At 46.7% G+C, this 11761-nt stretch carries 11 protein-coding genes; 4 read left to right on the top strand and 7 right to left on the bottom strand.

The window, feature by feature from the left end; genetic code table 11:
- The first annotated feature begins 78 nt into the window (after nt 1-78).
- Nucleotides 79-294 carry a hypothetical protein gene (locus QUB61_RS34570; protein ID WP_333130077.1) on the top strand — a complete coding sequence of 72 codons (216 nt, stop codon included), beginning with the start codon at nt 79-81 and terminating at the stop codon, nt 292-294.
- A 456-nt stretch (nt 295-750) separates the two neighbouring features.
- Here the strand turns inward: QUB61_RS34570 and QUB61_RS40245 are convergent, their stop codons facing one another.
- The 6 genes from QUB61_RS40245 to QUB61_RS34540 form a co-directional block, all read right to left on the bottom strand.
- Nucleotides 751-1110 (bottom strand): hypothetical protein, encoded by a 360-nt coding sequence (locus QUB61_RS40245; RefSeq protein WP_445300313.1) that lies wholly within the window; start codon nt 1108-1110, stop codon nt 751-753.
- A 67-nt stretch (nt 1111-1177) separates the two neighbouring features.
- Nucleotides 1178-1984: an SDR family oxidoreductase gene (locus tag QUB61_RS34560; protein WP_333130075.1), complete on the bottom strand. Its 807-nt coding sequence runs from the start codon at nt 1982-1984 to the stop codon at nt 1178-1180.
- Between the two features lie 59 nt (nt 1985-2043).
- Complete coding sequence (locus QUB61_RS34555; RefSeq protein WP_333130073.1) at nt 2044-3105, bottom strand: NADH:flavin oxidoreductase/NADH oxidase; 1062 nt, start codon at nt 3103-3105, stop codon at nt 2044-2046.
- Nucleotides 3106-3155: 50 nt separating this feature from the next.
- Nucleotides 3156-4367, bottom strand: a complete 1212-nt coding sequence (locus QUB61_RS34550) for a transposase (protein ID WP_333130071.1) — start codon at nt 4365-4367, stop codon at nt 3156-3158.
- Between the two features lie 250 nt (nt 4368-4617).
- Complete coding sequence (locus QUB61_RS34545) at nt 4618-4788, bottom strand: hypothetical protein (RefSeq protein WP_333130068.1); 171 nt, start codon at nt 4786-4788, stop codon at nt 4618-4620.
- A gap of 200 nt (nt 4789-4988) precedes the next feature.
- The gene (locus QUB61_RS34540) at nt 4989-6083 is read right to left on the bottom strand and encodes an acyltransferase (RefSeq protein WP_333130066.1); all 1095 of its coding nucleotides are present in this window, start codon (nt 6081-6083) and stop codon (nt 4989-4991) included.
- 118 nt (nt 6084-6201) lie between these two features.
- On the opposite strand from QUB61_RS34540, the gene QUB61_RS34535 reads away from it, so the two are divergent.
- Nucleotides 6202-8517: a cation:proton antiporter domain-containing protein gene (locus QUB61_RS34535; protein WP_333130065.1), complete on the top strand. Its 2316-nt coding sequence runs from the start codon at nt 6202-6204 to the stop codon at nt 8515-8517.
- A 221-nt stretch (nt 8518-8738) separates the two neighbouring features.
- On the opposite strand, the gene QUB61_RS34530 is transcribed toward QUB61_RS34535, so the two are convergent.
- Complete coding sequence (locus QUB61_RS34530) at nt 8739-8951, bottom strand: Hfq-related RNA-binding protein (protein ID WP_333130063.1); 213 nt, start codon at nt 8949-8951, stop codon at nt 8739-8741.
- A 192-nt stretch (nt 8952-9143) separates the two neighbouring features.
- Here QUB61_RS34530 and dapF point away from each other — a divergent pair, with 192 nt between their 5' ends.
- Complete coding sequence (dapF, locus tag QUB61_RS34525) at nt 9144-10028, top strand: diaminopimelate epimerase (protein ID WP_333130061.1); 885 nt, start codon at nt 9144-9146, stop codon at nt 10026-10028.
- 215 nt (nt 10029-10243) lie between these two features.
- Nucleotides 10244-11386, top strand: coding sequence for a hypothetical protein (locus QUB61_RS34520; RefSeq protein ID WP_333130058.1), 1143 nt, complete (start codon nt 10244-10246; stop codon nt 11384-11386).
- The last annotated feature ends 375 nt before the right edge of the window (nt 11387-11761 follow it).

Here is an 11761-nt window from a genome sequence, read left to right as displayed (position 1 = left end):
CTGGCACAGGACGAAGCAGAAAACTCAAGAAGTGATTCTTGGGAATCACCGTCCCTTTAGGGCGGTGAGGATGTCAAGGTGGCTAGATTGATTATATTGTTGAGTTTGACCTCAGAAGGTGCGATCGACACAACGATGCAGTCAGAGAAACGGATGGCGAGTCCCAACACCTCGCGAGGGAATGTGCGATCGAACCCACCGACAAACCTTGCTGATTTCTCCGCAAGCAACCTAATCCAGCAGCAGTTCATCAAAAGACAGCGCAGCCGCAAAACTCTGAATTCCTTAAATTGATTATACTAAACAGTTTTTATTGATGAACTACTTGATCCCATAGCAGTTTAGTTGTCCGGGGAATCGTGGTTTCCTCTCAAGGAAATAATGCTAATTCCTCCCATTTACAGCTTTTATTAGTTTCTTTCATTAGTTGCAATAACATTTTTTTAAAATTCTGTATTTCTCACTTTATTGGCTTGAAAAAAGGTAGAAATAATAAATATCAATTTTTATTACTTGATGATTGAGACGGGCAAATAAATCTCTCAGAGTCCCTGATGCTGGGGTCGAACGCAAAATTCAGTATAAGCTTGACACAAATCGAAATGTACTCAAAACTGGATAATCAGACGCTTGGAAGCTTTCCTAAAAATTTTTTGACAATCTCGGGTAACTTTGATAACATTCAGTTAGTTTCAAATAAGTTTAATGCCTTCAGTTTATCATAGTGAAGGCTTTTTTTAAGAAGATTTATTAACATTCAACACTTGTGCGGAAACCGATAGCATTGACGTACATTTTTAGGCATTGGGATTTGACACTCTGACTATCACTAGGCGTGGGGTTCATAATCATTGATGAACTGACGACCACATTTGACACAGATATGATTCTGTTTTCCTTTTTTCTTACCGTTTTTACGAATATGGGTTGATTGGCACTCGGGGCATTGGATGGTGATTCCTCATATTCATACTCTAATTCACCAACGCCCCGTTCAACAGCGAGCTGGTTGAGGATGGGATTCCCCGATCGCCAGCTTCGGGCCAAACCGTGAATCAGCAGCAGCGGCTTGCCTGTGCTGCGTCGGATATGGTTGAATTCACCAGCCATTGTTCCAGTTCAGCCGTTGAGCCGTATTCAATTGAGAGTCGATCTACTCTCATGCGATCGCCCTACTTCAAAACTCCTGACGAGTCGGACGGATGATAATTTCGTTGACATCGACATCAGCGGGTTGCTCGATGGCATAGGCGATCGCCCGGGCGATCGCATCCGCATCAATGGCGAGTGAATAAAACTGATTCACCCGTGATGTCGTATCACCATCAGTGATGGTATCGGTCAACTCAGTCGCAACCGCACCGGGTGAAATGTTGGTAGAACGAATTTCACCCTTTGACAGCAGCAGCAGCCCTTCAGTTGCAACCGCACCGGGTGAAATGATGGTAGAACGAATTTCACCGTTTGACTCCAGTCGCAGCCCTTCGGAAATTGCTCGCACTGCATACTTGGTAGCACAGTAAACTGCCGCCCCCAGAACTACTTTATGCCCTCCAATAGACGACAAGTTGATTACGTGCCCAGACTTCTGTGGGCGCATAGTCGGCAGCACCGCAGCGATGCCGTAAAGCACGCCTTTAAGGTTGACATCAATTATTTGATCCCACTCATCGACCTTAATCTGGTCAAGGAAAGACTCTGGCATTAAAGCCGCATTGTTGACCAGAACATCAATGCGTCCATAGGTTTCCAAGGTTGCCTCAGCCAATGCTTGCACCTGGGCGCGATCTGCCACATCGGTGACTCGATAGGCAACCGTGCCACCTGTTTTTTGGATTGCAGCCACCAAGTCTTTGAGTCTATCTTCACGGCGAGCAGCAAGCATCAGTTTGGCTCCGCTGGCGCCTAAACGACGAGCAGTGGCTTCCCCTACACCGCTACTTGCTCCGGTAATAATCACAACCTTGCTTTCAATCTCAGACATCTTTACTCGTGTTAGTTGATTAAACCCGCTCACCTAAAACCGATCGCAAAGCCGATTAATTACCAAGCGCGATCGTACTGAATTGGAGCAGGTACCGATTGACGTAGTTGCTTCGCAGCCCGCATCGGCCAATAAGGATCGCGCAGCAGTTCTCTGGCAAGTAATACCATATCTGCTTGACCTGTCCGGATGATGTGGTCAGCCTGCGCGGGTGCAGTAATCATACCAACGGCTCCGGTGGCGATGTTCGCGGAGCGTCGAAGGATCTCGGCAAACGTAGTTTGATAACCTGCACCCGTCGGAATCTTTTCCCCGGGTACAATTGCGCCTGAGGAACAATCGATTAAATCAACGCCCAGTGACTTTAATTTATAGCTGAGTACAATACTTTGTTCTATGTCCCAACCATTTGGAACCCAATCGGTTGCAGAGATGCGAACCCAAAGCGGTGTTCGATCCGGCAAAACATTTCGCACCGCTTCTACGACTTCACATAAAAACCGGATGCGAGCCTCAAAAGTGCCACCATAGTCATCTGTCCGTTGATTGCTCAAGGGAGACATAAATTCATGCAGTAGGTAGCCGTGAGCCGCATGAATCTCTATTAGGTCAAATCCGGCTTCGAGGGCGCGCTGAGCTGCCTTGACAAAGGATGCGGTCAACTTTTGAATGTCTTCGATACTCACAGCGATGGGGGCGGGGCTATCGGGAGCAAATGGAATGGCGCTAGGGGCGATCGAAGTCCATCCCCCAAGAGATTCTCCAAGCACATCGCCGCCATCCCACGGAGGCGCTGTACTGCCTTTTCGACCTGCATGAGCAAGTTGAATTCCAGCAACCGCACCGTTGCGGTGAATTGACTCGACGATTCGCGCCAACATTTCAATGTGAGCATCTTGCCAGATTCCCAAATCTTGCGGCGTAATTCGTCCTTCTGGCTCGACTGCGGCTGCTTCAGTCATCACCAGCCCTGCCCCTCCTACGGCTCGACTGACGAGATGAACCAGATGCCAATCATCCGCGAATCCATCAACGCTTGAATATTGACACATGGGAGAAACTGCAATGCGATTTCGGAAGGTAACGCCACGTTGATCGAATGGCTCAAATAAATGCGACATGGTTGTAAACCCGTGAGTTATAAAATGCTACAGATTTGACACTCCCGGGCCTAAAGGCGTGGGGATTCTTCATTCATAGACCCAACTTGCTCATACAAGATCTCTCCAGCATGAGTAGAGGTCGAATCTCCTGAAGCGTTCGGATTTAAAATCCAGGTTCCTACGTGACCCGTAGTACCCAAGGCTAAATTCAGAATGTTGATAGCTGCGTTCCAATCTCTATCTAAAACGAATCCACATTGACAAATATGGGTTCTTATGGATAGAGATTTCTTGACTACTACACCACAATTAGAACATTCACCAGAAGTATAGGCAGGATTAACGGCAACCGTTACCCTGCCAAATTTGACTCCAAAATACTCTAACCATTTCCTGAATTGATACCAACCTGCATCATTAATCGACTTGGCGAGACAGTGATTTTTAACTAAGTTTTTAATCCTCACATCTTCATAGGCGACCAAATCGTTAGATTGGATTACGCAACGCGCTATTTTCTTAGCGTGTTCTTCACGTTGCCTACTTATTTTGAGGTGGACTCGTCCTAATCTATTAATGGCTTTCTTTCGGTTGGTAGAGTCTTTATTCTTGCGAGAAACACGGCGTTGTCTAAACTTAAGACGCTTCTCCCTTGTTCGATAAAATTTAGGGTTAGCTTCGCTGTGACCATTGGAATCGGTGTAGAACTCTTTAAGTCCAACATCTAAACCAATCGTCTTTCCTGTTGGTTTTGTTTCTACCTTGTTCTCTGCACTGATTAAAAACTGGACATAGTAGCCGTCAGCACGACGAATCAATTTAACCCGTTTTATCTGGTCTAGTTGGTAGAAGTTTAAATCCCACGTTCCTTTTAGCTTAAGCTTGCCAATTTCTTTTTTGTCTGTAAAGGTGATTTGTTTCCGAGTTTCTGAAAGTTTCCACCCTGATGTCTTGTACTCAACCGAGCGACAATTCTTCTTGAACTTCGGGTAGCCTTTCTTTCCTGGGATAGCCTTTTTGCAATTGTCGTAGAATCGAACGATCCCAGAATACGCTCTCTCGACAGAAGCTTGGCAAGCATGAGAGTTCAAAGCGTTAACAAATGGAAACTCACCCCTCAATGCAGTGTTATAACGATACAAGTCTTTCTGCCCCACCCCTCGGTTATCCATCCAATAGCGGACACATTTATTCCGAACGAATTGAGCAGTCTTAATTGCCTCGTCTATCGCTGAGTATTGAGTTGTTTTCCCTTTTGCCTTAAACTCTAAAACAAACATTTGACGTGGAAAAACTCTACATCAAAATTGTAGCACAAACAAGAAAAAGCCGTCCTAAAAGGACGGGGCTTGAATCCCATTATTTTGGTCAAGCACAGACTTTCGACACATTGGGAAGTTGACTGACCTCATTGCACCAAGTCCGCAGCTTTGAAGTTTGCGCGATCGTTGCTTCGTACTCTGGGATCTGCGATAGTTAGGTGAAGACCGGAATTAGGTAGAAATCGGCAATGCTCAGTTCGTGACCGAGCTAATACGGGTGTCCTACAGTTAGGGACTCGATCGCCTCTAGCGCAGTCTTTACAGGTGCTACGGCAGCTTTCACCTTGTCCTCGTTAGTTTGACGCCCGTGGCTGGCCACAATCAGACGCTCAAGGGCAATTGACCCGATCGTGGGTGCATCAGAGATGGCTGTCCACAATCCCCATAATCTGGCGCATCCCAGGGCTTTTCACTTCACTATAGAGCTCAAATATCTTGATTGAGTGCGTTTTTGAGGACTAAAATCACAGTTTAGGCTCTGGAGTCCGAAAGTAACAATAACCCGTTAGAAGGAGATTAATTTCACAGCAGAGAGTATCGGGATTCTTAGCTTCTAATGCAGGCAAACCTTCGGCCTTTTTAGATCCTGCCTTCTGCTTTGGGAAGAAACATTTTTTCAACAATATTTTTCCGCAGAAAAACTGTCAAGGGTTTTTCTATCAAAGAGTAGAATATGCAACCTAAAACTACGGTGAACAATGCCAGTAGAGCCGGAGCAAAGAAACCGTCGAAATATTTTCCTAAATTCGCCTTTTGCACAATTTTTGTACTTGCTGAAATCAGCGGCCCGTGGGTCAAGAATATCGAGTAGGAGGCATCTCCCAAGAAAATTAAAAGATAAGGAATTTTCGGGGAATCTTTGAGGTCTATCGAGGTAGCAGCAATGATTAACATAGCTGCTAGCACTGCAAAAGTAGTGATGCGATCGAACTCTATGTTTCTCCATGCGACGAGCATTCCTAAAATAATATATCCTAAATTTGCTATCCCAAACAATATCCACCTGTACTTACCTATCTTATTGTTATATTTAATCACAATATACGCTGCCAAGCAGCCCCAAACAAATTCTAAATTCATATTCCCAAATACTAGATTAAGCAAGAAAAAAGAGTCTGGGAATTTTACAATTTTACAAAAATGTAGAAGCGTGACAAATAGCCAAGTCAAAAGTATCGGTACAGAATGTTTGGGTTTCAACCAGATAGCTATACTGAACAGGAAGTAAAAATATAATTCGCAAATTAAAGTCCAACCTACATCCAGAATGGGCTTGTCGTTTTGAGGAATCAAGAGCAGCGACAAAATTACCTTTCCCAAGCTTAAATCTTTATTGTTAGCAAAACCGGGAATTACTAGAAAGAAACACAAAACTGTTAGAGTAATTATCCAGTAGATGGGGTAAATTCGCACGCCGCGTTTGACTAAAAACGATTTTAACTGGTTTTTTTTACCGATCGCCGAGCGGTGAACGTACACCATGATAAAACCGCTCAATACAAAAAAGTAATCAACACCGCTCCACCCAGCCTGAAATAAATTAAAAAAAGTAACTTGATTTAATCTCTCGGCGCTCATATCGTTGAGGTGAAACATTACCACCAATACAGCCGCAATCCCCCGATAAACTTGCAAGAGGTTAAGCTTTTTGTGAGGAGTTGAACTCTGTGTCATGAGAAAATACGTTAGTTAAGGGTAGCCGTTGCGCTTGTTGCTCAACTATAGTCAACGCGCCAAACATAGTCAAGACATTAGATACTATAATATAACTTTATACTTTTTTCATAAAGTTGTGCAAGAAGACTTCCGACTGATCGTGGACTTAGTTCTAGTTCTCGCTGCTGCCGCAGCAGGAGGACTCTTTGCATCGCTGTTGCGACAGCCGGTAATTCTCGGGTATCTCCTGGGAGGGATCGTAGTTGGGCCGGCTGGTTTGGGGCTGATTAAAGAATTAATTCAGGTAGACACCCTGGCTGAATTCGGGGTTGCCTTTCTGTTGTTTGCCTTGGGAGTAGAATTTTCTTTCGCCGAACTCCAGAAAGTTAAAGCGATTAGTTTGGGCGGGGGGGGCTTACAAATTGTGCTGACGATCGCCATTACTACTGCAATTTCCTTGGCTGTAGGCTGGGTAGAATCGCCGGCTCAAGGCGTGTTTTTAGGAGCGATTCTGTCGCTTTCCTCGACAGCAGTCGTACTGAAATGCTTAATGGAGCGCAATGAAGGCGGTACTTCCCACGGTCAAGTCATGCTGGGAATATTAGTAGTTCAAGATTTGGCGTTGGGGCTAATGCTAGCAGTTTTGCCGGCACTCAATCAGCCAGCAGAAGCGATCGGCTTTACAGTAGCCTGGGCCCTGCTGCGAATCGGGTTATTTGCTGTCGGTGCTGTAGTCGCGGGCATTTGGATCGTACCGCAGTTGCTGCGCTACCTCGCGCAAACAGAAAGCCGGGAACTGTTTTTGCTGGGAGTTGTGGTTTTGGCTTTAGGGATTGCGCTACTGACAGAATATTTGGGTTTTTCGATCGAGATGGGCGCATTTGTGGCGGGTTTAATGATTTCGGAGGTGGAATATGCCGACCAAACTCTAACTTATGTCGAGCCTTTGCGAGATATTTTTGCATCCTTATTTTTTGTCACCATCGGGATGTTAATTGACCCGATGTTTCTCTGGAACCATCTAGAAGTAATTCTGGGACTGGTATTTCTAGTATTTGTCGGCAAATTCTTGATTATAACGCCGATCGTTCGACTATTTGGCTATCCGCTAAAAACAGCATTAATCGCAGGTTTGGGCTTAGCTCAAATAGGAGAATTCTCCTTTGTACTCGCTAGTTCCGGCCAAGTTATGGGGCTGGTTTCGCGAAACGTTTACCTGTTAATTTTAGGAACGACGGCAGTCACCCTCGTGCTGACTCCCTTTGTATTGAGAAGCGTGCCGCAGTTATTGAAGTGGGCGGAAAATTTCGGGCCTTTGCAGCGCTATTTTGACGAAACATCTCAACCTGTGGCAATAGCTGAAACTTTGCCCGAACAAAATCATGTTGTGGTTTGCGGCTATGGGCGAGTCGGCAGAATTTTAGTCAAAATGCTGCAAAGCCGCAACTGTTCAGTTGTGGTGATCGACGAGTCAGAAAGTAGTATTCAAGACTGCCGAGTGCAAGGAATTCCTTACATTTACGGGAATGCTGCCAGCTTGCACGTATTGGAAGCCGCCCGGGTGGAACGGGCAAAAGCCATGGCGATCGCCCTTCCCGATCCTATGAGCACTCGCTTGTGTCTGAAGCGGGCTTTAGAATTAGTCCCGGATTTGGATATTGTGGTGCAGGCAAACCAAGATAAAGACATCGAATTGCTTTACCAACTCGGGGCCTGGGAAGTTGTGCAGCCGGAGTTTGAGGCCAGTTTAGAACTGTCTTCCCACTTGCTGGCTGGCATGGGGCTCTCCGCAATGGCGATCGCGCGGGATGTGCAGCAAATTCGCAGCAGCCGCTATCTGGAATTGCGGCCACCGCGCGAACCTTTGGCGGTTTCACGGGATTTGAAAGTGGCGGTTCGAGATATGAACAGCGAGTGGTACAACTTGCCGTCAGGTTCTCCCATCGCCAGCATGACTCTGGAAGAAACTAACTTGCGGCAGTTGACAGGGGTCAGCGTGATGGCGATCGTCCGCGCAGATGGCGAGGAAATTGATTATCCCAACGGTAAGACAGCTTTGCAGTCGGGCGATCGACTTTTTGTAGTGGGAGAACCGGAGGAACTCATCAGTTTTGAGTTGCTGGCGAAGGGGGAAGTTGCAGTGCCGCAGGGCGACAGTTCTTGCCAGTGGCTGAGGCTGCCAGCAAACAGCCCTTGGGCGGGCAAAAAACTATCAGAGGTAGATTTGCTGGGCCAGTACGGGGTGCAGGTGCGGGCGATCCGCCGGGAAGGGAAATTTACTCGCTGGCCGGACGGAACTACCAATTTGCACGAAGGCGATCGTTTGCTGCTGTGCGGGGGCTTCTACGAGCTCGGCTTGATGCAGCGGACTGCCTCACCGCCGGTTCTGGTACCTGCTTTAAAGCTGCCTTTTGTCGCCGCCCAAGTCAGCGAAAAGCTGTTTAGCGATTAGGGAAGTTCGGCAACGGATTCGCTTTCTGAGGATGTAACGGAACTCAGGAAGTTCGGCAACGGATGTAACGGAACTCAGGAAGACCGAAGTTGGAAGAGGTTCGAGGGAAGATTTTTTCCATCTCCCACTCTCCCCCTCTCCCACTCTCCCCCTCTCCCACTCTCCCCCTCTCCCACTCTCTCACTCTCCCCCTCTCCCACTCTCCCCCTCTCCCCTTCTCATCAGCCGTTGGGTTTGAGATAAGCAATTGCTGGCCGCGAGATCAGAATTTGTGTTTCTGAGGGATCGAGGAGGCAAATGCAGCTATGATCCTGCCAAAAAATTCTGCCGGCTAGCAAGTCGCCGGTAAGGAGTTTAATCTCTACCTGTTCTTTGTCTTTGATGTAGCTTTGTATTAAGCGAACGCTGGGCAATCCGGTCTCAAATTCTGACATAGTGGGAAATGGGTAATTTGGTCATTAGTCATTAGTCATTAGTCATTAGTCTTTGGTGGCAAACTGAGGATTGAGGAGTGAGGACCCAGGATCCAGGACTAAGGACATCCGGGCGGGACGCAAGTGGCAAATGACTGAGGACTTTATGAAGTCTATCAACTAATCAGTTTTAACCAAAAGAGGTTTGTTTTTATGCCGATCGAGTTTGCGAAGTATCACGGACTGGGAAATGATTTTATTCTGATTGACAATCGCCACTCGTCAGAACCGGTACTCGCGCCAGAACAAGCTGTGGATTTGTGCGATCGACATTTCGGGATTGGCGCAGACGGCGTGATATTTGCTCTTCCAGGGCAAAACGACAGTGAGTATACGATGCGGATTTTTAACTCCGACGGTTCGGAACCGGAAATGTGCGGCAACGGAATTCGCTGTTTGGCTAAGTTTATTGCCGATTTGGAAGCGTCGGAAATTCACCCCCCCCAACCCCCCCAAGCTTCGGGGGGGAGTGAATCTAAGACTGAGTACCGGATTCACACCGGTGCGGGCGTTATTATCACCGAATTGCGATCGGACGGTCAGGTTAAGGTGGATATGGGAGTTCCCCGGCTGCTGGCTGCGGAAATTCCGACAACTTTGGCTGCACCGGATGCCAAAGTTATAGATGTGCCGATCTTCGTAGCGGGTAAATCTTGGTCTGTTACCTGCGTCAGCATGGGCAATCCTCACTGCATTACTTTTGTAGAGGATGTTTCGGCTGTTGCTTTAGAAACTGTCGGGCCTCAATTCGAGCACAACCCGGCCTTCCCGCAGCGTACAAATACGGAATTTATTCAAGTTATACGTTCGGAGTATGTAAAAATGCGGGTGTGGGAAAGAGGTGCGGGTGTTACTCTAGCTTGTGGGACTGGTGCTTGTGCTGCTGTGGTAGCTGGGGTGTTGGTAGGGAAGTGCGATCGGGCAACTGCGGTTGAACTTCCCGGCGGCGTTTTGGAAATCGAATGGGCAGAAGTTTCTGGGCGGATTTACATGACCGGGCCGGCACAGCGAGTATTTACTGGTTGTATTAGTCATTAGTCATTAGTCATCAGTCACTGGTCAGAACGGATTTTTTGTTGAATTAACAAACAATAAAAATTATTGAATTCAAAATTTTTATTGAAGTCTGACCAATGCCTTCCGCCTTCAGAAGTCATGGGCTGCGGACTGAAGACTGAAGACTAATAACTAAGCCTGAAATCTAAAATCTAAAATCTAAAATCTAAAATCTAAAATTGAGTAGGTGGGCTTGCATGGCTGGAGGTATTTATCTGATTCAGGACGACGACAGGCTGGTAGAAATGATGGAACAGCCCTACGACTCGGAAGACCAGTTACAAGACTTGCTAGTAACTTATCCCACTTTGCTCGCGGGAGATCAAATCGATCGGGCGACGGCGCGGAGGTGGCTGTTAATTTCGCGGGAACCTGCACCCAGCGATGAGGAAACAGCGGTACAGTGGTCCCTGGATCATTTGTTTCTCGACCAAAATGCCGTTCCTACTTTGGTGGATGTCAGGCGAACTCCTAATGCCGAACTGCGGCAAAAAGTTTTGGGTCAGTCGATCGACTATGCTGCTAATGCGTTGGTTTACTGGCCGGTCGATTCAATTATTGCTCTGTTTGAAGCTAATTGTCGCGATCGGGGTCGCGATCCCGAACAGATTTTTGAAGAGTTTCTTGGTGCAGAGGCTAATGAAGAGAGATTTTGGCAGAAGGTTAAAACTAATTTGCAAGCCGGTAAAGTTCGCTTAGTGTTTGTAGCTGACGAGATTTCCGCTGAAATGCGCCGAGTTGTGGAATTTCTCAACGAACAAATGGACCCGGTTGAAGTTTTGGCCCTGGAAATTAAACAGTATGTAAGTCAAGACGGTTTGAAAACGCTGGTTCCCAGAGTGATCGGTCAGACAGCCGAAGCACAGCAGAAAAAATCCAGCGCAACACGCGAAAGAAGGCGCTGGGATGAATCTTCATTTTTTGCGGAAATCAAAGCTAGACGGGGTGCGGATGAGGCGCAAATGGCAAGAGCAATTTACCTTTGGGCAAAAAGTCAAGAACCCGAAGTTCAAATTCACTGGGGAACGGGGGACGCCTACGGCGGTTTCGTCGCTCAATTGCCTCAAAAGGGAAGAAAACCCTATCACTTATTCACTGTAGATATTGCTGGCAGAATGGAGATTTCTGCTGATAATTACGGTTCCAGGCCGCCGTTTAATGCGGAACACCATTGGCTGGAATTGAGAAGTAAGCTGACTTCGATCGGTCTGTCGTTACCTACAGAACCGGGCGAGAGAAGGTCGCCGAGTCTGGCTTTGTTTACTTTGCAAGATGAATCTGCCCTCAAGCAAGTTATGCAAACTTTTGACTGGGTGATTGAGCAAATTAAAACGTTATAGTCATCAGTCATTTGTAGGGTGATATTCGGCGCAACTTACCCCTATTTGTAGGGGGCGCCGAATATCACCGAAGAACGACCGGGAAGCCCCTGGCTTTAGCACCTTACCCTGATTAGCGGATTTTATTTGTCCTCAATCTCGATCAAATAGTTATTAGTTATTATACTAAATCCGGATTTGTCATCCCCTTTATGAAGTCGGATATTGAAATCGCGTCTACAAAAGCTTTCGTCCACTCCAAGCGGACTAAAGAATAAAGGGAGTATTTAACACGGATTTGGTATTAGCTGCTAACCACTAACTAATGACTAATGACTAATGACTAATGACTAATGACTAATGACTAATGACTAATGACTAATGACTAATGACTAA

The organism is Microcoleus sp. C2D2 (assembly GCF_036702495.1).
In the GTDB taxonomy this organism is placed as follows: domain Bacteria; phylum Cyanobacteriota; class Cyanobacteriia; order Cyanobacteriales; family Microcoleaceae; genus Microcoleus.
The sequence above is the reverse complement of the archived record's forward strand: the minus strand, read 5'-3'. Positions and strand labels throughout refer to the sequence as shown.

Coding starts and splice junctions, on each gene's coding strand:
- QUB61_RS40245 (WP_445300313.1), bottom strand. CDS start 1,110: ATGGCTGGTGAATTCAACCATATCCGACGCAGCACAGGCAAGCCGCTG.
- QUB61_RS34560 (WP_333130075.1), bottom strand. CDS start 1,984: ATGTCTGAGATTGAAAGCAAGGTTGTGATTATTACCGGAGCAAGTAGC.
- QUB61_RS34555 (WP_333130073.1), bottom strand. CDS start 3,105: ATGTCGCATTTATTTGAGCCATTCGATCAACGTGGCGTTACCTTCCGA.
- QUB61_RS34550 (WP_333130071.1), bottom strand. CDS start 4,367: ATGTTTGTTTTAGAGTTTAAGGCAAAAGGGAAAACAACTCAATACTCA.
- QUB61_RS34540 (WP_333130066.1), bottom strand. CDS start 6,083: ATGACACAGAGTTCAACTCCTCACAAAAAGCTTAACCTCTTGCAAGTT.
- QUB61_RS34530 (WP_333130063.1), bottom strand. CDS start 8,951: ATGTCAGAATTTGAGACCGGATTGCCCAGCGTTCGCTTAATACAAAGC.
- dapF (WP_333130061.1), top strand. CDS start 9,144: ATGCCGATCGAGTTTGCGAAGTATCACGGACTGGGAAATGATTTTATT.
- QUB61_RS34520 (WP_333130058.1), top strand. CDS start 10,244: ATGGCTGGAGGTATTTATCTGATTCAGGACGACGACAGGCTGGTAGAA.